General features: G+C 62.9%; 19 protein-coding genes. 2 read left to right on the top strand and 17 right to left on the bottom strand.

Going from position 1 to position 25,063, the window contains the following annotated elements:
- Positions 1 to 2: 2 nt before the first annotated feature.
- A complete protein-coding gene (locus tag LB526_RS19330) occupies positions 3 to 1,460 on the bottom strand; it encodes an NCS1 family nucleobase:cation symporter-1 (protein ID WP_224629268.1) in 1,458 nt (485 codons plus the stop codon).
- A 303-nt stretch (positions 1,461 to 1,763) separates the two neighbouring features.
- Here LB526_RS19330 and LB526_RS19325 point away from each other — a divergent pair, with 303 nt between their 5' ends.
- A complete protein-coding gene (locus tag LB526_RS19325) occupies positions 1,764 to 2,066 on the top strand; it encodes a DUF982 domain-containing protein (RefSeq protein WP_095765383.1) in 303 nt (100 codons plus the stop codon).
- Between the two features lie 83 nt (positions 2,067 to 2,149).
- On the opposite strand, the gene LB526_RS19320 is transcribed toward LB526_RS19325, so the two are convergent.
- The 9 genes from LB526_RS19320 to oiaX form a co-directional block, all read right to left on the bottom strand.
- Positions 2,150 to 3,676, bottom strand: a complete 1,527-nt coding sequence (locus LB526_RS19320; RefSeq protein ID WP_224629267.1) for an HlyD family type I secretion periplasmic adaptor subunit — start codon at positions 3,674 to 3,676, stop codon at positions 2,150 to 2,152.
- Positions 3,677 to 3,679: 3 nt separating this feature from the next.
- Positions 3,680 to 5,425: a type I secretion system permease/ATPase gene (locus tag LB526_RS19315; RefSeq protein ID WP_224629343.1), complete on the bottom strand. Its 1,746-nt coding sequence runs from the start codon at positions 5,423 to 5,425 to the stop codon at positions 3,680 to 3,682.
- Positions 5,426 to 5,536: 111 nt separating this feature from the next.
- The gene (locus LB526_RS19310) at positions 5,537 to 9,058 is read right to left on the bottom strand and encodes a DUF5801 repeats-in-toxin domain-containing protein (protein ID WP_224629265.1); all 3,522 of its coding nucleotides are present in this window, start codon (positions 9,056 to 9,058) and stop codon (positions 5,537 to 5,539) included.
- A gap of 1,141 nt (positions 9,059 to 10,199) precedes the next feature.
- Positions 10,200 to 10,808, bottom strand: coding sequence for a dihydroxyacetone kinase subunit DhaL (dhaL, locus tag LB526_RS19305; RefSeq protein WP_224629263.1), 609 nt, complete (start codon positions 10,806 to 10,808; stop codon positions 10,200 to 10,202).
- Between the two features lie 5 nt (positions 10,809 to 10,813).
- On the bottom strand, positions 10,814 to 11,821 hold the full coding sequence (locus LB526_RS19300) for a dihydroxyacetone kinase subunit DhaK (RefSeq protein WP_224629261.1): 1,008 nt from the start codon (positions 11,819 to 11,821) through the stop codon (positions 10,814 to 10,816).
- Between the two features lie 110 nt (positions 11,822 to 11,931).
- A complete protein-coding gene (locus LB526_RS19295; RefSeq protein WP_224629259.1) occupies positions 11,932 to 12,387 on the bottom strand; it encodes an RpiB/LacA/LacB family sugar-phosphate isomerase in 456 nt (151 codons plus the stop codon).
- A gap of 11 nt (positions 12,388 to 12,398) precedes the next feature.
- On the bottom strand, positions 12,399 to 13,166 hold the full coding sequence (locus LB526_RS19290) for a triose-phosphate isomerase (protein WP_224629257.1): 768 nt from the start codon (positions 13,164 to 13,166) through the stop codon (positions 12,399 to 12,401).
- Between the two features lie 45 nt (positions 13,167 to 13,211).
- Positions 13,212 to 14,537: a four-carbon acid sugar kinase family protein gene (locus LB526_RS19285; RefSeq protein ID WP_224629256.1), complete on the bottom strand. Its 1,326-nt coding sequence runs from the start codon at positions 14,535 to 14,537 to the stop codon at positions 13,212 to 13,214.
- Between the two features lie 2 nt (positions 14,538 to 14,539).
- Entirely contained in the window at positions 14,540 to 15,790 is a 1,251-nt protein-coding gene (oiaX, locus tag LB526_RS19280) for a 3-oxo-isoapionate-4-phosphate decarboxylase OiaX (protein WP_224629253.1), read from the bottom strand.
- Between the two features lie 183 nt (positions 15,791 to 15,973).
- Between oiaX and LB526_RS19275 the strand changes: the two genes are divergently transcribed.
- On the top strand, positions 15,974 to 16,687 hold the full coding sequence (locus LB526_RS19275; protein WP_224629252.1) for a transcriptional regulator NanR: 714 nt from the start codon (positions 15,974 to 15,976) through the stop codon (positions 16,685 to 16,687).
- A gap of 6 nt (positions 16,688 to 16,693) precedes the next feature.
- Here the strand turns inward: LB526_RS19275 and LB526_RS19270 are convergent, their stop codons facing one another.
- The 7 genes from LB526_RS19270 to LB526_RS19240 all read right to left on the bottom strand — a co-directional run bounded on the left by LB526_RS19270 (position 16,694) and on the right by LB526_RS19240 (position 25,009).
- The gene (locus LB526_RS19270) at positions 16,694 to 18,601 is read right to left on the bottom strand and encodes a hypothetical protein (RefSeq protein ID WP_224629251.1); all 1,908 of its coding nucleotides are present in this window, start codon (positions 18,599 to 18,601) and stop codon (positions 16,694 to 16,696) included.
- A complete protein-coding gene (locus LB526_RS19265) occupies positions 18,598 to 19,632 on the bottom strand; it encodes a Gfo/Idh/MocA family protein (RefSeq protein ID WP_224629250.1) in 1,035 nt (344 codons plus the stop codon). The genes LB526_RS19270 and LB526_RS19265 overlap by 4 nt, the downstream gene beginning before the upstream one ends.
- A gap of 2 nt (positions 19,633 to 19,634) precedes the next feature.
- A complete protein-coding gene (locus LB526_RS19260) occupies positions 19,635 to 20,699 on the bottom strand; it encodes an ABC transporter permease (protein WP_224629247.1) in 1,065 nt (354 codons plus the stop codon).
- The gene (locus LB526_RS19255; protein ID WP_224629246.1) at positions 20,696 to 22,237 is read right to left on the bottom strand and encodes a sugar ABC transporter ATP-binding protein; all 1,542 of its coding nucleotides are present in this window, start codon (positions 22,235 to 22,237) and stop codon (positions 20,696 to 20,698) included. Before LB526_RS19255 ends, LB526_RS19260 begins: the two co-directional genes overlap by 4 nt.
- The gene (locus LB526_RS19250; RefSeq protein WP_224629245.1) at positions 22,234 to 22,896 is read right to left on the bottom strand and encodes a DUF2291 family protein; all 663 of its coding nucleotides are present in this window, start codon (positions 22,894 to 22,896) and stop codon (positions 22,234 to 22,236) included. Before LB526_RS19250 ends, LB526_RS19255 begins: the two co-directional genes overlap by 4 nt.
- An 81-nt stretch (positions 22,897 to 22,977) precedes the next feature.
- Positions 22,978 to 23,919, bottom strand: a complete 942-nt coding sequence (locus LB526_RS19245; protein WP_224629244.1) for a D-ribose ABC transporter substrate-binding protein — start codon at positions 23,917 to 23,919, stop codon at positions 22,978 to 22,980.
- Positions 23,920 to 24,181: 262 nt separating this feature from the next.
- On the bottom strand, positions 24,182 to 25,009 hold the full coding sequence (locus LB526_RS19240) for a phosphogluconate dehydrogenase C-terminal domain-containing protein (protein WP_224629243.1): 828 nt from the start codon (positions 25,007 to 25,009) through the stop codon (positions 24,182 to 24,184).
- Positions 25,010 to 25,063 lie beyond the last annotated feature (54 nt).

Here is a 25,063-nt window from a genome sequence, read left to right as displayed (position 1 = left end):
TTTCAGGCCTTCGCCACCTTCGCACCTGCGCCGAGCGCCATGGTGCGCAGCACGTAGTAGACGACGCCGGCGATGGCCACGCCGAAGAACCAGCCATAGACGCCCCACCAGGACGGCAGCCAGTTGGTGAAGTTGGGCAGGATCGAGGAGAAGATGGCGCCGATGCCGGCAGCGATGAAGGCGTTGACATGCCACCCGCTCTGGAAACGGAACTCGCCGTCTTCGCGATAGAGTGCTTCAACGTCGACCTCGCTTTTGCGGATCAGGTAGTAGTCGACCATCATCACGCCGAAGATCGGTCCCATCGTCGCGCCGATGACGTTGACGAAGGAAGCCGCACTGCCTTCCCATGGCGCGAAGGGATAGAGCACCAGGGCGATCAGCGCCGCGATGTAACCGCCCTTCTTGAAGTCGATCTGGCGCGGGAAGACGTTGGAGAAATCGAACGCCGGCGAGACGAAATTCGCCACGACGTTGATGCCCAGCGTCGCCACCGCGAAGGTCAGCGCGGCGAGAGCGGCCAGGAACCAGCTGTCGAACTTGGCCGAGATCTGGTCGGGATGCAGCAGCACCTCATGGTAGACGTCATAGGCGGCGATCGTGGTGACGCCGGCGACCAGCGAGAACAGGATGAGGTTGACCGGCAGGCCCCAGATGTTGCCCTTGCGCAGGGCCGCATTGTCCGGCGCGTAGCGGGCGAAATCGCAGAAGTTGAGGTAGAGAGCCGAGAAATAGGTCACCCAGATCGCCGCCACCGCGAACAGCGCGGTCCAGGATCCCGGCTCGCCCGGAACGCCGGCGTCCTTGGTCTTGTCCAGCAGCACATCCATCGGGATGTCGCTGGTGAAGGCGAAAGTGCCGGACTTCACGCAAAGATAGATGGCCAGGATCAGCATCATGATCCACACGGCCGGGCCGGCCCAATCCTGGAAGCGACGGACGGTTTCCATGCCCTTCTGGATGATCAGCAACTGCAGCGCCCAGATGATGACGAAGCAGATCACCTCCAGCGTCGAGTGTCCCAGAAGGTGCGAGCTCTTGTTGAACTCGTCGAACCATTGCAGGCGCGTCAGCAGCGCCACGATCGCGCCCGACGCCGCGGCCGTCTGGGCGCCGTACCAGAAGCAGGCGACGATCGCCCGCACCAGCGCCGGGACGTTGGCGCCCCAGATGCCGAAGGAGGCGCGGGCAAGCACGGGGTAGGGCACGCCGGTCTTCACGCCGGCATAGCCGACCATATTCATCAGCGCATAGATGATCAGCGAGCCGATGCCGATGGCGATGATGAAGTTGACGAAGCCGCCGCAGAACAGAAACAGGCTTGCCGCCAGGTAGTAGCCCCAGAGGCTATGGACGTCGGAGGTCCAGACGTTGAAGATCGAAAACGGTCCCCAGTTCCTGACCGTTGCGGGAGCCAGATCCTCATTGTAGAGGTCAGGCGATGCGCCTTGAATGGTCATTGCAAGTGTTCCCCTTTTTGCAAACGCGCCCTCACGCGGTGACCGCGGAGGTTAAGCCTGACGCAGGGTAACCGGCAAGCAACCCATTTGCCGGCTTTCGCCTTAAAGATATTCAATGAGAATCGCCGTTATCCGACGGCTCCAGGCCTGCATTGGCTGAGTCGCCAATTGATTTTCGCGCATGTCAGGCGCGGGCCCGCGTTTCGAACTTTTTCCATCGGCAACCAAATTTGTTTGGAACCGATTCGCGGGACGTGCGTTTATTGCGGTTCGACTGCGCTGCGGTCGACCGGGAGGATAATTATGGATCGCTTGCATTTCTTTACCCCAGTGCGAATTGCGCGTGGGCAGGGATACCCTGTGGAGGAAGTCGATAGCGTCTCCGAGGCGATGGTGTTCCTGCGGAAGTGGCCAACGGGACGGCGCGGCCCGGTTTATCAATGCGCCCTGAATTGCTGTGCGGCGGCACTGTCGGGCAAGATGTCGGCCGAGGAAGCGCGCAAAGCCTTTGTCGGCTTTGCCCGCATCACCCGGCTGCTCGACGACGACATGGCGCTGCCGCTGGGCGGCGCATCGATGGACAATGTCCACGCCCTGAGGCGCTAGCGCCGTCACGCCCCCGCGGCTGCGCTGAAAGATGCGACGATGAGGCGTCGGCTTATGGTCGACGTCGCTGTGCTGTTGTCGGCTCAGTTTTCTTTGAAAGAGCGTGTGAGCGAAGCCTGCACCGGGGCCAGCATATAGTCGAGCAAAGTGTGCTCTCCCGTCAGGATCATGACCTCCGCCGGCATGCCGGGCGACAAGTGCACGTCATGCAGCTCTGCGAGATCGGCGGTGTCGACTTTGACCTTGGCGAGGAAATAAGGCTCGCCGGTCTTTTCGTCCGTCAGCCGGTCGGCCGACACCGATGTGAGCAGGCCATGGATTTGCGGCAGATGCCGGCTCGGATAGGCCGACAACACCACGCGAGCCGGCATGTCAGGATGTACCACGTCGATATCCGCCGGCTTGATGCGTGAATCGATGACCAGATTGGGCTCGTTGGGAACGATATCAAGCAGCGCCTGGCCGCTTGCGATCACGCCCGATTCGGTCGTTATGCGCAGGTTCATCACCGTTCCGGCGATTGGTGCGACAATGTCGGTCCTGGCCAGCACATCCTGGCGCGAAGGTAATTGGCTGCGCAGTTCAGCCAGGTCCCCTCGCACTTTTGCGAGATCCTCATTGGCGCTCTCGCTGTCCTGTTGGCGCAGGTTGAGGAGTTGGAACTCGGTCTCGCCGATCTGCTGGTCGTTGTGTGCCACTTGCGCGCGGTTCGACGCCTGATTGGCGCGGATCTCGGCCTGGGACCGCTGCAGCGCCAGTATCCGCGGCAGCCGCTCCAGTCCCTGTTTGTACATTTCCTGCGCTGAGGCGATCTCCTGGTCGATCAGCCTGAGCTGCTCGGCCTCGGCGGCAATCACCTCCCTCGATCCTGTACTTTGCTCCTGGATTTGCGCGATGCGCTTGTTGAGGATTTGCGTGCGCCCCGCACGGGTCGCCAGGCGGCTGTCGAGCAGCGCCTGTTCCTCGGCGACCACCTTTCGCGCCGTCTCGCTGTCGATCGATGTCAGCTCCTTGGGGAAGGTGATCCGGTCCTGCCCGGCAAGCTCCGCGACCAGGCGCGCTTCGGTCGCCAACAGTCGGATATAGTGGCCTTGCAACTCGTCATAGCGACCTTGGGCGTCGGTCGTCTTCAGGCTGATCAGCACCTGGCCGGCGCTCACCTTGTCGCCTTCCTTTACGTGGATCGCGCCGATGATGCCGCCCTCCAGATGCTGAACGGTCTTGCGATAGCCCTCGGGGCTGACAACGCCGTTGGCGACGACAGCGCTTGCCAGAAGGGCGACGCTTGACCACGCGGCGGTGCCGCCCACGAAGACGATCGCCGACACATAGCCCAGCATGCGCGCTGGCCGCGTCCGTCGGTTCAGGTCGCGGCCGCTGGCGCGGAGGGCAGGTGACCGCCGGACCAAGCGTGAAACCAGCAGCAGGACGAGCACGCCCGCGGCCGCAATCATAGTGATGCGCGTCGGCTGGTTCAGGCCGCGGAACCAAATCGATGCCGCGGCGACCAGATCGCCTGCGGAAATGGACAGCCTGTCCGCCAACGCGCCCAAGCTATCCATCAGCCTGTCCAGCATCGTCGAGAAGTCGCCAAATCGATCACCGCCCATGGCTCACTCCCCTGCCTTCCGGTTTGCTGGCGCATTGGCGGCGATCTTGTCCCGTATGGCCGCCGGCACCGGGATGTGCCTGGACTGGCCTGCCAGCGCGCCGAGCACCTCGTCGCGCGTGCCGAACATCGAAAGGGATCCGTCGCGGATGAGGGCGATATGATCGGCAGTGCGCAGAAGATTGGTCTGATGGCTGATGACGACCACCGTGCGGCCCCGCTCCTTGAGCTGCTGGAGCACGTTGAACAGCGCCACTTCGCCTTCGCCGTCGAGGCCGGTGTTCGGCTCGTCGAGGACAATCAGCGGCGGGTCACCGAATAGCGCCCGGGCCAGCGCGATGCGCTGGCGCTGGCCGCGCGATATCCGGGCCCCATGCGGTCCGACTTCGGTGCGATAGCCGCTCGGCAGTCGCAGGATCATCTCGTGGATGCCGGCGAGTTGTGCCGCGGCTATGACCGCTTCGCTGTCGACGTCACGCAGGCGGGCGATGTTCTCGGCGATCGTTCCAGGGAACAGCTCGACCTGCTGCGGCAGATATCCGATATGCTGACCGAGTTCCTCCGCAGGCCAGTTCCAGACCTCCGCGCCATCCAGCCGGACGTGGCCGAGCGAGGGCCGCAGCGTGCCGACAATGAGACGGCAGAGCGTGGTCTTGCCCGAGCCGGATGGGCCAATCACGCCGCAGGTCTGGCCGGGTTCGACGCCGAAGCCTATCGCGTTCAGCAGCGCCTGCGACGTCCCTGGCGCACAATAATGCAGGTTTTCGAGCATCAGCCGGCCTTGCGGGCGGGGCAGGCTGACGCCGACTGTTTGCATCGACCTGGTCTCGGCGAAAAGCTTCATCAGGTTGCGGCGCGCGGTCCGCGCGCTGACCAGACTGCGCCAGGCGCCTATCGAGCGCTCGATCGGCGCCAGCGCGCGGCTGAGCAGGATGGAAGCCGCGATCATCGAGCCCGGCGTCAGCTCGCGGCGCAGGACGAGATAGGCGCCTAGCCCCAGCACGGCCACCTGAAGGGCGAGACGCAGCGAACGCGACAGGCTGCCGATGATGGTGGTGCGCTGTAAAATCCGGGTCTGGATGTCGATCAGCGATTGCTGGTTTTGCTCCCACCGCCGCAGCGCCGGCTCGGACATGCCGAGCGAGCGCAATGTCTCGGCGCCGTCGACAAATTGACCGACGGCGGCCTGGCTGCGGCGAAGCCCCGCTGCCGCATCCTGGCCTTTGCGGCGGGTGAGGAAATCGTTGGCGAGCGCGGCGCAGAACAGGAGCACGGCGCCGGCAAGGCCGACTACACCCAATGCCGGATGCAGAAACCACATGAATGCCAGGAAGACCGGCGTCCATGGCGCGTCGAGGAAAGTCAGTATGCCATCGCCGGCAATGAAGCCGCGCAGATCGCCCACGTCCTTCAGGCCGGTTTCGAGGTTGCTGCCGGCCAGGCGCGCCTCCATCGCGCGTTCGATCACCGGAACGCTGAGCTGGTCGTCCAGCCACTGGCTGATGTGGCCGAGCATCATCCGGCGGGCGTGTTCCAGCAGGCCATAGACGGCGATGGCGCCGATGACGGCAAGGGTAAGCCATAGCAGCGTGTCGATCGACCCGCTCGACAGCACCCTGTCGTAGATCTGCAGCATGTAGACGGTGCTGGCGAGCAGGAGGAGATTGGTAAGCAGGCTGAAGAGAAGGAGGGCGGGCACCTGATGGCGGGCCAGATGCATCACTTCCTGGAATTGCGGTCTTGGTTGCATCACGGACCCCCCGCTTCGATGCCTTTTGTCAGTGCCCGGCCCCGGCGTTGAATTGGCGCCTGGGCCGGTGTCGTTACGGGGGCAGCATCGGCTGCCCCCGTAAGGCGGGCGTCAGGCGATGTCGACCAGAATGTGCTGCACCGCTGTCGTGTCGCCATCCGCGTCCGCGATCTGGACGCCGAAGTCGAGGTGCGCGTCCGGTGTCGTGGTCTGCGTCGAGGTGAAGCCGAGGTCCACGATCTTCAAGACGTCGTTGTCGGTCGGGTCCCAGTTCACCAATGTGGTTTGAGAGCTGCCGCCACCTGAGCCAGTGGCTCGGTTCAGGTCGATCGCCGTGCCGTCGCCGGTGATTCCGTTGCCGGACTGCATGATCTGGGCACCTTGGATCACCCAATTCTCGCCGACACCATTGTAGTCGTTCCTCTCGATGATGATGAGGCCGTCGTTATTATCGAGTGGGAAGTCCGCTGCGTATGCGGTAGGCACCTGCCCCATTTTGTAGATGTCGGCGTTCTCGATGTAGATCGCCTTCGTGGTATGCACGCTACTGTCCGTGCTGCTGACGAGCTGAAGGATGACCATCAGGTCCTCACTGGTGCCGATCCCGTCGAACTTGATGGCCATGTCGGCCGCCGTCTGGCTGGGGGTGACGATCTCGGTGCCGATGCCAGGGCTGGTGTCGAAGAACCGCAGCGTCAGCAACTCGCCTTTCTGGATGGTGTCGCCCGCGACCCCGTTCGTGCTCTGGGTGGCAGACACCCAGTCCTCGTGGTTGTTGGTGACCAGATCGCCAGGGTTCCACGCGGTGTCGGTGGGTGTCGCGTTGTCGCTGTCGCCGGTGGAGTTAAGACCGAACTTAATGGTATTGGTGACCGAGTTCGCCGTGAACTGCACGAAAAAGTCCCGGTCGGTCGTTTCGGGAGTGCTGTCCGCCTCGAAGAGCTTCTCCACCACAATGTTCGGGTGGCCGACATTGCTCGTGGGCTCCTTGGATAGAAGCTCATTGGTGTGCAGGATGTCTTTGGTGAAGCCCTCCACCGCGTCGTTCAAGGTGATGGTGTAGGTGTCAGCATCCTTGTTGAAGACTAGGGTACCGCCCGCCGTGGCCGTTTGGTCGCCGGCCGTATTCGGGTCGCTGTCGTACGAGATTTGCCAGTTGAACGTTGCCTGGGTGGCGTCTTCCGACTGAAGCGTCGCGGACGAGCTAATGAACGGCGTCTGCGTGTTGGGGACAAGACCTGTGAGGTTGCCACCAAGGCTGAGCTGGATGCCGGTAGCCACGACGTCCTGGTCGACAAAGTCCGAGTGCGTGGTGTCGTAGAACGCGGCTGGGTGGGCATCCGCGCCAACATCGTAGCCGAAGGCCCCGGTGGCCGACGCGTTGAGCGTGTTGGCCAGCGTCTCGTGCTGGATACCTGGGGTAACGGGGTCCCCGTCGAACGGCACCGTGATCGTCGGCCCGTCGTCCTTGAAGACGAGGTTCTGGCCGATGTTGAGTGTGGCCGCCTGTTGATCGCCATCCTTGTCGATGATGGTCGCGGTGAGTTGAATCAGGTTATCCGCGTCCAGCGTCTTGCTCTCGTCCGGGTCGCTGGTCGGATGGACCACTGCCCGGAGCTGATCCAGGGTGACGCCACCGGTACCGCTAACGGAGACTGTGAACACAAGGTCGTTGCTTGTGGCGGTGCGACCTTCGATGATGGCACCATTGAGCGAGAGGACGACCGCCTGACCGGTTAAGGTGTCGGTAAGTCCGGTCGAGCCCGCTGTAAAGCCGAGCGCATAGGTCACCGTGCCGGCTCCGTCTGCCCCGAAGGCCGAGCTGAAGTTCGCTGCAAAGCTCTTGGTGTCGTTGGTCGTAAGAACCGTGTCATCGACAGTCAGCGTCGGCTCGGTGCCGGTCGTCGAGATGCTCGGCCCGTCGTCCTTGAAGTTGAGATTCTGGCCGATGTCGAGGGTGGCCGGTGCGTGGTCACCGTCCTTGTCGGTGACGGTCGCGGTGAGTTGGATCAAATTGTCGGCTGCCAGAGTCTTGCTCTCGTCCGGGTCGCTGGTGGGATGGACCACCGCGCGGATCTGATCGAGGGTGACGTTGCCCGAAGCGTCGACAGAGACCGTGAACACGAGGTCGTTGCTCGTGGCTGTGCGACCTTGGATGGCGCCGCCACTCAGCGAGAGGACGACAGGCTGCCCAGTCGCGGTGTCGACAAGTCCGGTCGAACCTGCCGTAAAGCTAAGCGCGTAGGTCACCGTGCCCGCCCCGTCTGCCCCGTAGACCGGGCTGAAGTTGGCGGCAAAGCTCTTCGTGTCGTTGGTGCCAAGAATCGTCTCGTCAACGGTCAGCGTCGGCTCGGTGCCGGTCGTCGAAATGCTTGGTCCATCGTCGTTGAAGTTGATGAAAGAGCCGACTTGTTCGTTGTAGGCGTTGGCCACGTTCCCAGCAAAGTGCACTTCCTTGACGTCGAAATAGTCCTTCTCCGTGTCGATATTCTTGATGGTGAATCGGTCGAACGTTCCGCCCGAGCCGCCCGCGGTCGTGAAATCGACAGTCACGCCCTCGCGGACGTTGTGCAGGACCATTCCGGTGCCGCTGAGATCAACTGTAATGCCCAGGGCGGCGGCCGTCGTCGCGACGCCGTTCAGCTTGAACGTCACTCCGGTGATATTGATCTCGGTATCGTTGTCGTCACCCGGCAACACGGAGCCTTTCGCGTTGTCGTTATTGTTGTAGGCGTGGACCTCAATATCGGCCACGGTGTTGGTGGGTGTGGACTGCGAGATCGAGAAACCTGCGCCGGAGACGTTCTCGATGTGGTCGGTGTAGTTGGGCGCGAGCGGCGTGTCGGTAAAGTTCTTGCCAGCGCTCTGGGTGCCGCCATTTATCAGATCGATCTGAAGCTCACGGCCGAAGCGTACATCCTGGGATGAGACGCCCAGGCCTTGCGTGCTGACGTTGACTTCAGCCTGCACCCCATTGTCGTGAGCGGTGACAAGGATCTTCTGTGAGCTCGCGACGTCGGCGTCGAGGATGTACCAATTGTTGTGTCCGGGAGGGGCGTCGCCGAGCTGGCTGAAATTGAGCACGGTCGTTCCCGTGACCGATGCGAACACCTTGTTGAGCAGATCGATTTGGTCGTTCGGGTTAGTTCCATCCGGATGGAACAACGGCACATACTGAACCAGGTACAGGTCTGCATTGGTGGCGCTGGTGCTGGCCAGCCCAAACGAGAAGGCGAGTGGGCCGGTCGGGGCGGGCATGGTGGCCGCGTTTGAGGTCCCAATGACGCCGATCACAACGTTTGGGTGAGTTTGATCTTGGAACAGCCAGACATAATTGCCATCGACCGTCCGGATGCCGCTGTTCACGCCGACGGTGGTCGAAAACGGAGTTCCGGAGGCATTCTGCGTGAGAATAACCGAGGTGATGGTTTCGCCCGCATTTGCCGTGGCGATCACGAAGTCGCTCTGGAAGGCGACCTCGGGTGAGGCCAGCCCTCCCGGACCGTCGAGGCCCAAGAGATAGGTAAGCGTGTCGTTGGTGCTGTGCGGCGGAAGGGCCGGGTTGATGTCGTCATCCTGCGGGCCGGTGGTCTCGTCGATGATGATGTCTTGAGCTGTGATATCGAGTGCCATTGGAAATTCTCCCTGGTTTCAATGCGGCAGCGCGATTTCAGCCCCAACGCTGGCAACCGGCCGCACGGACGCACATCCGCTGGCCAGGCCAGCGCTACGCGCCATCGTTAAAGAAAGCTGGAGTGGTGAATTGACTCTCGGGAGGGGTAGAGGGGGTTCGGAGGAGCCGCCGCTGATCCTCCGCTCCTTGCCCCGTCAGACATTGCTGGGGGGATGCGTCCTGTGCGCATCGGCAATCCGCCCACGGCGGGCGCCGAAGATAAATGATGAGGGCATACTAACCGCCCCTCCCCAACAGGCATGACTGCCTGCACGCCTCCACTGCTCATATTATGAGCAGCTAATGTTTACTCTTATTTGTGGAAAATTAAAACTGGACTATTGATTTTTTAATAACTATGTGACTTGGGAAAATGGTCCCTCTCGAAATGGGACTTATGTCCCTGTCGTCGAAGTATCTGAAAATAAAAGAGAATGCGGTATATTGCGCTGACAGATTTGATTATGACAGGGCAAACAGCATTGAATAGGCTTATGCAGACGACGCTCGCCATAGCACCAATGATGGATCGGGCAGATAGCTAAGTGATATCAGACAGTTGCGGGAAACCGTGTGCAAAAATCGCACACAAACGTTCTGCTTCTCTTCTTTTTTCGTTCCCACGACGGAGCCGCCGACAGTCCCATTCGGACGTTCTCTTGCCACCGATGTTGGCCGTTCCATCGCGAACGTTCGCTGCGATATCCATGGGCCTTAAAGTCCGATGCGGCATCCAATTTCTCTGGGGTTCCTGGAACTTTCCGAATCTGGGTCGCACCTCAGCCCGAATTGCGGGTGCTTATGGACAAAGCGGGTATTAGGTTCGATTTTTGGTCGGTTTATAAGGCACCGGCTTATGATATGGGCGCTGTTCGGATAACGCGCTTCATCACACATTTCCCATATGAACGACAGCTATGCGCCTGATGTCGGGCAGAGATCTTCGCCTCGCCTTTTCCCGGAAGCAGACATTGCCGGACACCATACGGGTAGGTCGAAGTCGCTTCAGAACCAGAAACAAACGACAATAGCTTAGATACGGCTGGGCTTGCGGTGCCAGTCAGCCCATTCGCCGGGAGCTCATCGCCGACTAAAGGACGGTCAAGCGGCTTTCATCGCATTGCAAATTTCTTCGACCAGCATAGCGGCCGAAATCGAGCCCGGATCTGGGTGGCCCAAAGAACGCTCGCCGAGACGTGCGGCACGACCGACAGTCGCAACCATGTTGCGTGTCGCTTCTGCTCCCTGCTGGGCTGCTGCGACTATGGCATCGGCACTCTGACCGTCCACTGCGGTGTCTGCGGCCGGCCCCCAGGCATCGAGCATTGTCTTCTGGCCGGGTTCGGCCTTGCCACGCTGGGCGATGCCATCGCGCATCGCCACAATAATCGTCCGCAACTCAGCTCTCGGCATGGCTGCGCGTGAACCCGCCGCCTTGCCGGCGCGCAGAAGGGCGGTTGCGTAGAGTGGCCCTGAGGAGGCGCCGACTGCATTGAGAAAGCCCTTGGCAGCGGCATTGAAGACGTCCTGCAGCGTGCCTTCGGCCGCTTGCGCCGCATCGGCCGCAGCCTTCATGCCTTGCTCCATGGCGATGCCGTGATCGGCATCGCCGATCACCCCGTCAAGCGCGCAAAGCCTGTCGCGCTCGGCCGCCATCCGCTGGGAGAAGGCGCGAAGAAGGGCTCTCAAATCCCCGATCGTGAACTCCATCTCGCTCAGCTCCGGAACATAGCGCAGTCGCAAGGATGATCGATCATGCGCTGCAATTCCTCGTCGAGATGCATGATGGTGATCGAGGCTCCGGCCATGTCGAGCGACGTGCAATAGGGGCCGACAAGGGTCTTGTGGACGACTAGCCCGGCGGCCTTCAGGCGTTCCGCGATCCGCGCGTTCAGGATATAGAGTTCCATCAGAGGCGTCGCGCCGAGCGAGTTGACCAGCACCGCGACACGATCGCCGGCCGGCGCCTTCATTTCCGCCAGGATGGCGTCCATGATTTCGTCGGCCACATCGTCGGCCTGACGCAACGGCCCGCGCCGCACGCCAGGCTCGCCATGGATGCCCATGCCGATCTCCATCTCGCCAACGGGAAGATCGAAGCTTGGCTTCCGCGTCTGCGGCAGTGAACAGGACGAGAGCGCCACGCCCATGGTGAAGGTGCGGTCGTTGGCGTGGCGGGCGATCCGCTCCACCTCGTCCAACGGCATCATCATGTCGGCGGCAGCACCAGCGGCCTTGAAGATGAACACGTTGCCGGCCACGCCGCGGCGCTTTTGCTGCTGGTCGCGCGGCGCCGACGCGATGTCGTCGGTGGTCAGCACCGTGCGTGCCTCAATGCCTTCCATCTCCAGCAATTCGGCAGCCATGTCGAAGTTCATCACGTCGCCGGCATAGTTGCCATACATGAACAGGACACCTGCACCGCCGCTCGCAGCGATCGCCGCGTCAACCGCCGGCTGCGGCGGCGGCGAGGCGAAGACGTTGCCGATCGCTGCGGCATCCGCCAGTCCCTTGCCCACATAGCCCAGGAAGGTCGGCTCATGGCCTGAGCCGCCGCCGATGACCAGCGCCACCTTCCCGGTACGCGGACCGTGTTTGGCAACGACCGCGCGCGGGGCGTTGTCAGGACGCCAGAGATGCTCGGGATGCGCGGCCATGATACCAACCAGCATTTCGTCCACGGCGGCATTGCCGTCGTTGATCAGCTTCTGCGTCAGGCTCATTCGTGTCTCCCTGTATCGTCTCCGATCGTGAGACTAGAGTTTTTCGCGACGGCGGGGAAACAGTCTTCTTCTGGTCCAACCAAGATCGCGAAGCATGAAGCCGCGAAGTCTCAGCGGGCGTTGTACTTTGCGTCGACCTGGTCGATAGCGGCAACATTGCCTGCCGACCGCCCCTGCGGATCGAACGTCTCCTTCAGGAAGGCATCGGCGATCGACTTCGCCAGTTCTGTGCCGATGACGCGCGCGCCCATGGTGATGATCTGGGCATTGTTCGACAGCGCGGCGCGTTCGGCCGAATACGTATCGTGGGTCAGCGCCGCGCGGATGCCTGGCACCTTGTTGGCCGAGATGCAGACGCCGATGCCGGTGCCGCAGATCAGGATAGCCCGGTCATATTTGCCGGCCAGCACATCGCTCGCGACCCGGTCTGACAGGTTGGCGTAGAATAGATCGGGACCGGCCCCGGTGCGCGACACCTCCGACACCTCGTGCCTGTCCTTCAGGTAATCCGCGAGAACCTTGGCCAAGCCTTCGCCGGCGCTGTCGCCTGCAACCGCGAGCTTCATGATCGTCTCCTTCATAATGTTGCGGCGCATCTGGACAGGATGTCGAAATAACCCTCGACAGCCCAGGCGGAGCGCCCGATGAACAGCCCGTCGATATGCGGGCATGCGATTAGTTCGGCGCAATTGCCGGGATTGACCGAACCGCCATAGAGGCAAGGGACACGGCGCCCGAGCACGTCTTGGGCAGTAGCGACGATCTCCGCCTGGCGAGCGTCGGCATAATCCGAGGTTGCTGGAATGCCGTTTGCACCGATCGCCCAGACCGGCTCGTAGGCGAGCAGGATCGGCGCGCTCTTCTGCGTGGCGCCGAGCTTGGAGAGTGCGCCGCGCACTTGGCTGGCGAGAACCTCGCTGGCAAGGCCGGACTCGCGTTCGGCCAATGTCTCGCCAATGCAGATCAGCGGAATGAGGTCGTGGCGCACCGCGGCTTCCGTCTTGAGGGCCACGGTTTCGTCGGTTTCGCCGAAATGCTCACGGCGCTCGGAATGGCCGAGCTCGACGATATCCAGATTGCAGTCCTTCAGCATCACCGGCGAGATCTCGCCGGTCCATGCCCCTTCGTCGGCCCAATGCATATTCTGGGCTCCGACCTTGACGGACGTATCCTTCAGCATCGCCTTGACCTCTCGGGCTGCCGTGAAGGGCGGGATGACGAAGCGCTGGATACGAGCATCGCCTTGCGGGCCGGCAAGCAGCCCGCCGGCGAAGGCGCGCGCGTCCGCCAGCGTCTTGTTCATCTTCCAACTGGTGCCGATCCAGACTTGCGGCGTCTGCGTCATCGGTCAGTCTCCTGGTGGCAGCGGGTCGAATGCAGCATCGGGCTATCAATCCCCGAGACCGTCACGGATGGCCGAGAAATAGCGATCCGTTCCGACTTGTCCGCCCTTCAGCGCGACCTCCAGCCCGTCGATCGCCTCGATGCTGGAATAGGCGACGCAAAGCGGCGAGCCGGGCGACGCCGGCAGCGGCATTCTCACCGTCAACGCGTCGACGCCGAGCTGGCCAAGCGCATGGCTGGACGTGTCGCCGCCGGCGATGATCACGCGCTTCAATCTCTGCTCCACGGTCAATGAGCGAAGCAGTTCGCCAAGCCCGCGGCCGAGCTTGTGGCGGGCGCCGTACTGGCGGTCGATCTCGGCGCCGCGGTCGGCTGTAGGTCCGAGCGCCGTGTATAGGATGACGCTGCGCCCGGCTTCCAGGCTGGCGCGACCGGCCGTTGCCGCGCGTGCGATCGCCTTTTCGGAATGCTCGGAGACAAGTTCGACCGGGTCGACCTCGATGCCGTCGAAGCCGTCGCTCATCGCATGCCGGATCTGCCGCTCCGTCGTCGGCGAGCAACTGCCGGACACCACCGCGATGCGGTCGGTGGCGCCAGGCGGCGGGAAGCTCACGCTTGCCAATGCATTCCCCTGCCATTCAGCGAGCAACGCATATTCGATGCCGGAGGAGCCGACGACAAAATACCCGCCCGGCTTGCGGCGTTGCCATATTTCCTTGCCGCCTAGCGCCTGCGTTTCACGGCTGTCGACATCGACAAGCACGATGCTGTTGTCCCCGGCAAGGCGGTCCAGGGCCTCCGACCGTGATGTCGATTGCAGCGTCGCCAAGTCGAGCAGTCCCGAGGCAAGGTTCGTCTGGCGGGACAGATGAACCAGGAGATCGGATTCATCCATCGGTGTCGCCGGATGGCGGCTCATCACTGGGTGGCGGTCGATGCGGTAGTACCGGTCGCGATAGGCCGCGAAGAGATGGCCGAAGGCGGTGTAGCGCTTGAGTTGCGGCGCACCGACCACCAGCGGCACGCAATCCTGCGTAAACACCGCGCGGCCTATCTCGATCGCCCGGCCGATGCTGCCGATCGTCGGGCTGGAATCGAAGGTCGAGCAGACCTTATAATGGCAGATATCGGCTTGAAGCGACCTCAGCCAGGAGAAGGCGTCGGTCAGATGCGTGTCCATCCACCGCGGGGACTCGCTGCGGCTGGTGCCGGCAAGGCCGACGGCACGGCAATGCGCGAAGCGCGCCATCAGTCCGGCATCCGGCTTGTGCATAAACAACACGGTCGGCACGCCGCCGAGTTCCAGCGCCTCCATGACGTCGGTCGAGCCCGTGAGGTCGTCGCCGTAGTAGCTGAGCAGCAGGTTCTGCATGCTCAGGCCGCCCTGCCGTCGGCGAACTTCTCGATCGAGCGCGCCAGTTCCACATGGGCTTTGGCAAATTCCGTCAGCGGAATGCCCTCGACCGCTGCCTGCCAGGCCTGCAGCACGGCGCGCACGCCGGCGCCCGGCCCGTCCGGATGGCTGACGATACCGCCGCCGCAGAGGTAAAGCAGGTCGATCGTGCGCCCTGTGCGTCGATAGGTTTCCGGCGCCTGTCCACCCCATTGGCCGGAGCAGGCCACAGGCAGCGCGCAATCCTCAGGCGAAAACACCGGCGTCGTCACCGCCTCGAAAGAGCGGATGAAGGAGTCATCCGGCTCCCAGTATTTCGAGCCGATGCCATTGATCTGGAACTGATCGACGCCCAGCAGCCGCCAGAACTGCTGCCAGACCTTGAAATCCATCCCGAGGCCGGGGTGGCGGGTCAGGATGTCCCAGCCATTGCGATGCGCATGCAGCGCCAACCCGGAACGCTTCCTGAGGAAAGCCATGCCGCCGAAGCCGATGGAGTTGATGTTGACCACCGCGCAATTGCCGCCGGCCTCGAGCACCAGATCGTGGTTGCGCATCATCTGGTCCGGATCAGCATGCGAGATGCCAAAGGCATACATCACCTTCTTGCCGGTCTTCTGCTCGTGGTCGAGGATCAGCGGCATGATCGCCTTCACCCGTTCCGACAGCGGCGAATAGGCCGGGCTCATCAGCTTCTCGTCGTCCTTGATGAAGTCGACGCCGGCTCCGATCAGCTCGCCCACCATCGCGGCCGTCTCGTGTGGCCTCAAGCCAAGCGCCGGCTTGACAATGGTGCCGATGATCGGGCGGCCTTCGACGCCGGTCAGCCTGCGACTGCCGGAGACACCGAATTGCGGGCCGGGATGGGCGCCCTTGAATTCTTCCGGCAGCTTCATGTCGATGACCCGGATACCGGACAGGCCCCTGATCGAATAGGTGCCGCCGATCGCAATCGTCATCAGTGCCGCGAGATCGGTGCCGATCGCGTCCAAGGGGAAGGCGATGTCGACATCGGCACGCTTGAAGGGACCGCTGCCGGCCTCGGGAATGGAAGGTTGCGCCGTATCCGGCAGTTGCCGGATCGCCAGCACGCGCGCCGCCACGCGCGCCTTCAACTCCTCGGTTTCACCCGGCAGCGCGACGAAGGTGCCGGTCGACTGGTCGCTAGCGATCTTAGCCGCCAGTCCCTCGATGCTCCCCGAGGTCTCGATGCGATAGGTGAGGGTGATCATGGCCGGCAATACCCAGTCGAAATGCCAGGAAAAGAATTCCCTGGGTCCAAAATCTGGTATAATGAGTACATAAGCATTGCAAGCAATATCCTGGCTGGCGCGGCGCCAAAGGACGATGGACATTCCGGAAATTGCGGTCACGGTGCTAGATTGGAAGCAGGGCCAAGGGAGTGATTCGCGGCGATGAACCGTTCGGAACCGATCGTCCGACGCAAGCTTTCCGATGAAGTGTTTGCCAGGCTGAAGCGGCTGATCACTAGCGGTGAATTGCAGCCGGGCGACGACATGCCGTCCGAGCGCGAACTGATGGAGCGCTTCGAGGTCGGCCGGCCGGCGATTCGTGAAGCGATGCAAGCACTGAGCAATATGGGCCTTGTCGCCATCTCGCATGGCGAGCGCGCGAAGGTGCTGCAGCTCACCGCCAAATCGATCATCAAGCAGGTCGACGGCGCGGCCAAGATCATTCTGTCGTCATCGAAAGACACGCTGGAGCATCTAAAGAGCGCGCGCATCTTCTTCGAGCGCGGCATGGTCAGGGAAGCGGCGGAGAAGGCCACGCCCGAGGACGTTCAGCGGCTCAGGGCAACCGTCGCCGAGCAACGTGGCGCGCGCGGGGATGCCGAGGCCTTCATCTCCGCCGACATGAAGCTTCACACCCAGATCGCGGCGATCTCCGGTAATCCGATCTATGTCGCGGTCAGCGAGGCGATGCTCGGCTGGCTGAAGGAATACCATACGGAAATGCTGATCTGGACCGGCAAGGAAAAGTTCACGCTGACCGAGCACGAGGAGATCATCGGCCGCATCGAGAAGGGGGACGCCGACGGCGCCGAGAAGGCGATGATCAAGCACCTCGAGCGCTCACGCGCCCTCTATGTCATGAGCTCCGAGAAGTAACCTCGCTCAGCCGATCCGGGCTATTGCGTAAGCCGGCATGGTGAAGCGCCCTGAAAGCGCGCTAAGTTCAAGGGTGTGCTCGCCCGCAGCGTCCCAGACGCTGACCGGCCCTCCCGCTTGGCCGACAACCGGCGAGACATCGACCGCGACATTGTCCGGTGTGAGGTTTGTCAGCCAAGTTGTGATGGCGCCAGCCGGCGAACGTCCTGCAAGCACCGCCACACGGTTCTCATCAGTTGAGCGCATAGCGATATGCGTGTGGCCGGCCAGCGCGGCAAGACCCTGGATCGCGTGGAAGATCGGTCGCGGCTTTCCCTCCTCGGCGGGCTCGCCGGTTGTCGCCAGCACACCGAATGGCCCGGTGAAGCCGGAGAGCGTCAGCATCTCCAACTTGGCCGGCGCGACACGCGCGGCGTAGCCGATCGTCCACGCGGCGGCGAACAAGCCGGCATGACGCGGATCGCGATTGGCCATTGCGATGCGCTGGCCGTTTGAATTGTCCTTGGTGGCGCCGCCATAAGGATTCTGCCGCATGGCGATCGTCGACGGGCCGATGCGATAAGGCTTCGCCCCATAGATCGCCCTTGTCGACTGGGTGATGAAGGGCAGCGCCTCCAGCGATTGCATGACGCTGAGATCGTCAGCTGCGTGCACGATCGGGCAGGTGCAATGGGTGATGAAATCGAGCTGGCCGGCGGGAACGCGCTTGCGGTTAAGCTCGGTGAAATAGCTGAACATGCCGCCGCCGAGACGGAGGTCTGGAAAGGCGCGTCGCGCCGCTGCATAGACGTCCTGCAGCGGCGGGCAGGCTGGCCAAGTGCTGCCGGGCGGCGTCGACTGCCGGTCGACAGACGGCGACACAGCGACGGCATCGAGCCGCAGGCCCGCCCGGCGCACCATGTCGGCGACACCCGAGAGTTCTGCTTCGAGATCGCCGGCGCAGGCGACCACGCATTCGAGCATTGTGGAGGCCGGATATGCGGCGGCGAGCCTGGCATGAGCCTGCAAGGCGTCCCGGCCGTGGCCGCGTGTCGGATCGTAATAGAGGAGGAACTGCTGTGGGCCAAGCTTCTTGAGCAGCGGAAGGTTGCCCTGCGCCGCCTCGACATCTTCCGGATAAATGACCACGCCGACATCGGGCAGCTTCGCGCCGGTCTCGCCTGGTTCGATGCGGATCGGCTCGGCGCCTATTGCCTTGGCAGTCTCCTTGGAGCCACCGGTGATGCGCAGGCCGATCGTCTGTCGCATCGGCTGGCCGGCCGGCAGCATATAGGGCCATGGCAGAGCGAGCGGCCGCACATAGGTCTTGTAGGAGGCATCCGACCAGTTACGCTGGTCTTCCATCTCGAAAATGTCGCCTTCCATCAGGCATTCGGCGCTAACGCCCGGCCGCACCTGATGAGTGATGGCGCGCATGTCTTTGAAAGGCTGCCAGGGGTCGATCAGCAGCGGCAGCTTGGTATTTACGATGGTGCCGTCCGTTTGCTCGACCTTCACCGGGCTGCCGGCGAGGTCGGCGATCGGATGCAGGATGCAGAAACCGCAACGGTTGGTCTCGAAATCGCTCTGGGGCAGGGCGGTCACATCGAAGCTGAGCCGGCCATCCGCACGGCCGTCGATCGCGGCTTGGAAGCCGAGCCTGCTTCCGTCCGGCCCCTCGCAGCTTGCCGAATAGCGCACCGAGAAATGGTCGTCCTTCTGTTCGATGGCCAGATCCGCCAGCGCCGGTTCATAAGTGCCCCAGTCACGGTCGCGCACGATATAGGCGATGGCGCGCAGCACCTCGGTGCCGGCGTGGCGAATGGTGCGCAGATTGCCATTGACGAAATCGGCGCTAAGCGGTCCTGCGCTGAGCCTGACAGGCTCGGCTTCGACCGCGTGCGTGCCGTAGAGCAGGAACGGATCAGCGGTCATTTGAGCAGCTCGTTGATCCGTACCGGTTGCCGGCTGGCCGCACCGGCATAGGCGGCCTCGACCAGCGCGAATGTCTTGAGGTTATCGGCGCCGGTGGTGGCGGGTTCCTTGCCAGCGGCAAGGCAGTCCACCCAGTGCTTCTGGATCGCCGCGACGCTTTCCTGGATGTTGTGCCACGGCCGCGACGCCCAGGAAAGCAGCGGCGGCGACACGTCGGTGACGCTGGTGCCGCTCCTGCCGGTGACCGTGAGGCGGTAGCCCTGCGCCAGGCGGATCGTGCCGTCCGTCCCGTCAAGCTCGATCAGTGTCTCCGGGAACGGCTCGGTGGCAAGCTTCGTCGCATAGCTGCAATCGACCACGGAGGTTGCGCCGCCCTCATGATCCATCAGCATCGTCGCCACGTCCTCGCCGGCGATGGCTGGATTGACGCGCGCAGTACGCGCCGTGAGGCTCAATACGTCGCCGAGCAGGAAGCGTGCGACGTCGAGGATGTGGATGCCGAGATCCTCGATGATGAAGCGCTTGCCCGTCGCCAGATAAGGCTGACCGGAAAACACATCATAGGCCGAGCGGAACGAGATGCGCCCGAAGAACGGCCTGCCGATGTCACCGCCGTCGACAACCGCGCGCACCGCCTGGATCGGCGACTGCCAGCGGAAGTTCTCGTGCACCATCAGCGGCACGCCGGCATCCGCGCAGGCTTTCACCATGGCCTTGGCGTCGGCCAGCGACGGCGCAAACGGCTTCTGACAGATCACGGGCACGCGGTTGGCCGCAGCCATCTCAACCAGCGGCCGATGGCTGCCGACGGTGGTGGCGATGTCGACGAAGTCGAGCGTCTCGCCGGCAAACATCGCGGCCGCATCGCCATAGCGCCGCTCGATGCCGAACTGGTCGCCGACGATCCGTAGTCGCTCGGGGTCGCGATCGCAGATGGCGACGATCGAGGCGCCGTCTATATCGCGCCAGCCATGCATCTGGTTGACGGCGAAGAAGCCGCAGCCGATCAGCGCTCCACGCAACTCAGCCATGCTCAACCCGCCTTCGCCATCTGCATCAATGTCACGCGGCTCTGCAGCCGGCGCTGCGCCTGGTCGACAACGACGGCGACGATAATGACGAGACCCTTGATCACCATCTGCCAGAACGAGCTCACCCCCATCATCACCAGCCCATCGGAAAGGATGCCGATGACGAAGGCGCCGACGATGGTGCCGCCGATCGTGCCGCGGCCGCCCGACATCGAGGTGCCGCCAAGCACCGCCGCCGCAATGGCGTTGAGCTCGAAGCTTTCGCCCGTGGCCGGATGCGAGGCCATCAGCTCGGACGAGATGATGAGGCCGACGATCGCCGCGCAGAGGCCGGAGAACATGTAGACGAACATCTTCACCGTATTGACCCGCACCCCCGAGATCCGCGCGGCGCGCTCGTTGCCGCCGACGGCGAAGATGTGGCGGCCGAGCGGCGTATAGCGGGCGAGATAGGCCGCTCCCAGCGCCACCACGACCAGTATCCAGATCGAGACCGGCAGGCCGAACAGTTTGCCGGCGCCGAGATAACCGAACCCGGTGGTGCCGAGCTCCGGTTTGCCGACGAGGTTGGGGAAGGTACGGCCGTCCGACGACAAGAGCGCCAGTCCGCGCGCGACATAGAGCGTGCCGAGCGTGGCGATGAAGGGCGCGACGTTGAGCCTGGTGACCAGTAGCCCGTTGACGGCGCCGATCAGGATGCCGACGCCAAGCGTGATCAGCGCGATCTCGATGACGTTGAAATAGACGGTGTAACCGATCTGCAAGTCGATGCCGTTGAGCACCAGATAGCCGGCAACCATGCCGCACAGGCCGACAATCGAGCCGACCGACAGGTCGATGCCGCCAGTGATGATGACAAAGGTCATGCCCATGGCGAGGAAAGCGTTGAGAGCCACGTGCTTGGCCATCAGGATGAGGTTGCCCGCCGAGAGGAAATTCGGCGCCGCGATCGAGAAGAACACCAGCACGGCGATCAGGGCGATAAAGGTCCGGAGCTTCATCAGCGTCAAAAGCATGGAGCCGCTCGATACGGATGGCGCGGCAGCCTTGGCTGGGATGTCGGTCATCGGGTTTGCTCTCCGTGTACGGGGCCATGGCCAAGCGCTGATGCGGCGACGATCGCCGCTTCCGTCGCCTCGGCGCGGTTGAACATTCCCGTCAATTTTCCGTTGCTCATCACCGCGATGCGGTCGGACAATGCCATCACCTCGTCGAGGTCCGAAGTGGCGAAGAGGATTCCCAGGCCGTCGCGCGAAAGCTTGCGCATCGTGCGGAAGACATCGGCCTTGGCGCCTACATCGATGCCGCGGCTGGGCTCGTCCATCAAAAGCACTTTCGGTCCGGTGAGCAGCGCCTTGCCGATCACAACCTTCTGCTGGTTGCCGCCGGACAGTGATGACACCTCCTGCGCCGGGTCGGCCACCTTGATCGCCAGCTCGCGCACCATCTGCGTGACAGCCTGCTTCTCGGCGCCGCCGCGAATGTGGAACAGGCTGACGAAGCGCGACAGGCTGGCCAAGGTTAGGTTGCTGGCGACGGACAGGATCGACACCAAGCCCTCGCGCTGACGATCTTCCGGGATCAGCGCCAGGCCGCGCCGGATGCGCCGCGTCGTGTCGCGCTCCTTGACCGGCTTGCCGTCGATGAAGATCCTGCCGCTGGCTTGGCCGTGGCGACCCATGATGCAGTCGAACAGTTCGCTGCGCCCGGCGCCCATCAGGCCGTAGATGCCTAGGATCTCGCCGGCGCGCAGCGACAGGGAGACATGGTCGACCGCCAATCCGCCGGTGACGCGCGGCAGGCAGATCTCCTCGGCGCGGAAGATCTCCTCGCCCGGCTGATGACCATCGGCCTTGGCGAAATCCTTGGCGTCGGAGCCGATCATCTGCCGCACGATCCACTGCGTGTCGACGTTCTTCATCTCCTCCTGGCCGGTGATGCGGCCGTCGCGCAGCACGGTGATGTAGTCGCCAATGCGGATCAGCTCTTCCAGCCGGTGCGAGATGTAGACGATGGCGACTCCGCGCGCCTTGAGATCGGCGATCACCTTGAACAGGATCTCGACCTCGGCCGCACTCAGCGCCGAGGTCGGCTCGTCCATGATCAGGACGCGCGCGTCGAGCGAAACCGCCTTGGCGATCTCGACCAGCTGCTGCTGGCCGATGCGCAGATCCTCGACCGGCATGTCCGGCCGGATGCCGGCTTCGAGTTGTTCGAGGAACTCGGCAGCGCGCCGCTCCTGCGCCTTATGGTCGATCTTGCGGAAGGCGTTGGTCAGCTCGCGGGTGGCGAAGATATTCTCGGCGACTGTGAGGTTGCCGAACAGGTTCAGTTCCTGGAACACCATGCCGATGCCGCGGCCGACTGCATCTCCCGAGGACGAGAACGAAACCTCGTTGCCGTCGAGCAGGATTCGGCCGGCGGTTGGCCGTTCAACGCCGGCGATGATCTTCATCAGCGTCGACTTGCCGGCGCCGTTCTCGCCGACCAGCACGTTGACGGCGCCCTTGCGCACCTCGAAATTGGCGTGCTTGACCGCCACGGTGCCGGCATAGACCTTGGAGATGTCTTCCAGCTTGAGTATGACGTCGTGATCGGAGCTCATGACTTCGGCCCGATCTCGGCCTCCGCCGGCGTCACCAGCGGCAGGTTCTGGCTGCTTTCGATCGTGTAGGCGCCGAGCACCTTCGCGGTCCGGCCCTCAAGTGTATCACGCGGCAGCTTGGACAGCACGGTCTTGTCGGCATGGGCATTGAAGGCCTTGCCGAACTGGGCGAAGTCGATCTGGTTGGTGAAGTCGTTGAACTGCACGAAGTCCAGGCTGTCGCGAAGTGCGGTGCCGCGCATCGCCGGCCCGATCTGCACACGCGCATCCGCTTTGCCGTCGCCATCGACGTCGACATCGATGGTCGCCGCGCGCGATTGCGTGTTGGCGGCGACGATCTTGCCTTCGACCCGAACCGCGAAAGTCCATGGCGAATTCGCCTGCTTCTTCGCATTGCCGTATCTGGCGCCGGCGGCGACTTGATCGGTCTTGGCCAGCGCATGGACCTCTGCGAACGGTCCTGCCTTCTGCTGCAAATAGGGAATGACCTTCGAGACCCAGATGTCCTCGACCATCTTGTCGGGATTGAAGACCGTGCTGTTGGCGCTATCGCCGCCTTGCGCCGGCAGTGTCGGCAGGATCTTGCAGGCGCTGAGGCTGAGACCAACGAGCGCGGCAACGGTCAGCCCAAGGGTGAGCCAGGTCAACTTGTTCGGCATGGCGTTCGAAAGGCACCCGGATAGTGAAAATGGAGGCGAGGGACGAACGCGTTCGCCCCTCGCAGCTTCTATCGCGCCGGCTCAGTTCTTAAGCGCGAAGGTCTCCAGCTTGGGAGCATTGTCGCCGTTGATCAGCACGCAGTCCATCAGCTGCTTTTCCTTCTCCGGCGACTTCTTGTTCTTGATGAAGTCGCTGGCCTGCTCGACGGCCATCTGCGCCTGGGCGTAGGCCGGCTGCAGCACCGTCGCCTTAATGCCGCCTGACGTGATGGAATCGCGCACATCGTTCGACCCGTCGAAGCCGACGACGATGACGTCCTTGCGGCCGGCTGCGGCCAACGCCGCATAGGCGCCCATCGCCATCGTGTCGTTGCCGGAGATCACGCCCTTGATGTCCGGGTTGGCCTGCAGGATGGACTCCATCTTGGAATAGGCCTCGGTCTGGCTCCAGTTGGCCGACTGCTGCGCGACCTTCTTCAGGTCCGGATAGTCGTCGATCACGTCGTGATAGCCCTTGGAGCGAATGCCGGCATTGGTGTCGGACTCCTTACCGACCAGTTCGACATAGTTGCCCTTCTCGCCCATCAGCTTGACGAATTCCTGCGCGCCGAGCTGGGCGCCCTGGTAGTTGTTGGAGACGATCTGCGCCACGGCGACGCCAGTGGCGTTGATCTCGCGGTCGATGAGGAAGGAGGGGACGCCGGCGTCCTTGGCTTTCTGCACGGCCGCGACAGTGGCGTCGGCGCCGGCATTGTCGAGGATGATCGCCTTGGCGCCGCGACCTATCGCCGTGTCTATCAGCTCCGACTGCTTGTTGGCATCGTCGTCATGCACCAGGACCAGCGTATCGTAGCCGAGCTCCTTGGCCTTGGCCTCGGCGCCGATGGCTTCCGCCTTGAAGAACGGATTGTCGTGCGAAGGCGTGATGATGGCGATCAGGTCCGCCGCATAGGCAGGCATCGCGGTGCCGAGTGCGAGCACGCCGGCGAAAGCCGCAAGCGTCATTCTGCGATTGAGTTTCATGAAGTCCTCCCGTTGAAAAACCTGCCCCGGACGGCCGAGGCGATTGTCTGCGTCTGAATTAGTTAGGCAGTGTGGGCCGCGCCGCTCGGATTTTGAAGGTCTTTGCCGGCTTTCATCCGAACCTTGTCTCGCTGCTCTCCCCGCCGCCCGTCACTCCTTCGTGGTCGGATTTCCCAAAAATCCGAGCCAGGGCAGCTAAAGCTAGCTGGTATGATGAGTCAACCACTAATTCAGGTGATCTGTACCTAACCTCGACTTCGCATCAGGTTATGCGCTGGATGCTGGCTGCGATCTCTTCCGGTTCGAAGACCCGCTTCCAGTCGTCGCGCATGAGCACCGGCTTGCCGAATTCGATAGCCTTGTTGCAGGCGTCCGAGAACACACCCTTGGTTTCACCGAAGATGACGGCGCCGAGCACGTTCATGTGGCCAAGCAGGAAGTCGAGCGCTGCCTGCCTGTCGACGCCGCGCGCCACCACCTCGTCGACGGCTTCTTTCATGACGACGAGCAGCGAAGCACATACCGTCTCCGACAGACCAGGCTCCAGTAGCGCCATTTGCTCAACGGTCAAGCGATGCGAGCGCATCACGGGCGCCCAGATGATCCGAGCGATCTCCTCGCCCTTGGCATAGTCCTGCTCCGGACCCTGCATCAGGGCGCTGACGAAGTGCTGCTTGGCCTTGACGCCGCCGAAGAAGTCCTTCTTGGCCGCCATGTCGGTTTCGTCATTGAAGATCGGCGGATGGCAGGGATGGGTGACGAAATAGGTGAGGTCGGAGCGCTTCGGCAGATGGCCGGCAAAGGGGGCTGCGGCATCGAGCACTATCAGCATCGTTCCCGGGACGAGTTTGCTCTCGATGCCGGCCGAGACCTTGCCGATATGCGTGTCGGGAACCGCCAGGATCACCACGTCGGCACCCTTGAGCGCTTCATCGACGCCGACCGTGTCGATGCCGAGCCCGGTCTTCAGGCGCTCCTTGCCCGGCTCGCTGATCTCGACATGGCGGATGGTGTAGGGCGAGCCGCGAAAATTGGTCGACAGGCGATAGCCCATTTTGCCGCCGGCACCCAATAGCGCAATCGTTGTCATCAATCTGCTCCTGATGTTCAGACGAGGGGCCGCGCCAATCGTCATCTCGCATAC

Source organism: Mesorhizobium sp. CA6 (assembly GCF_020165035.1).
GTDB lineage: Bacteria > Pseudomonadota > Alphaproteobacteria > Rhizobiales > Rhizobiaceae > Mesorhizobium.
This window is presented reverse-complemented; position numbering and strand designations above follow the sequence as displayed.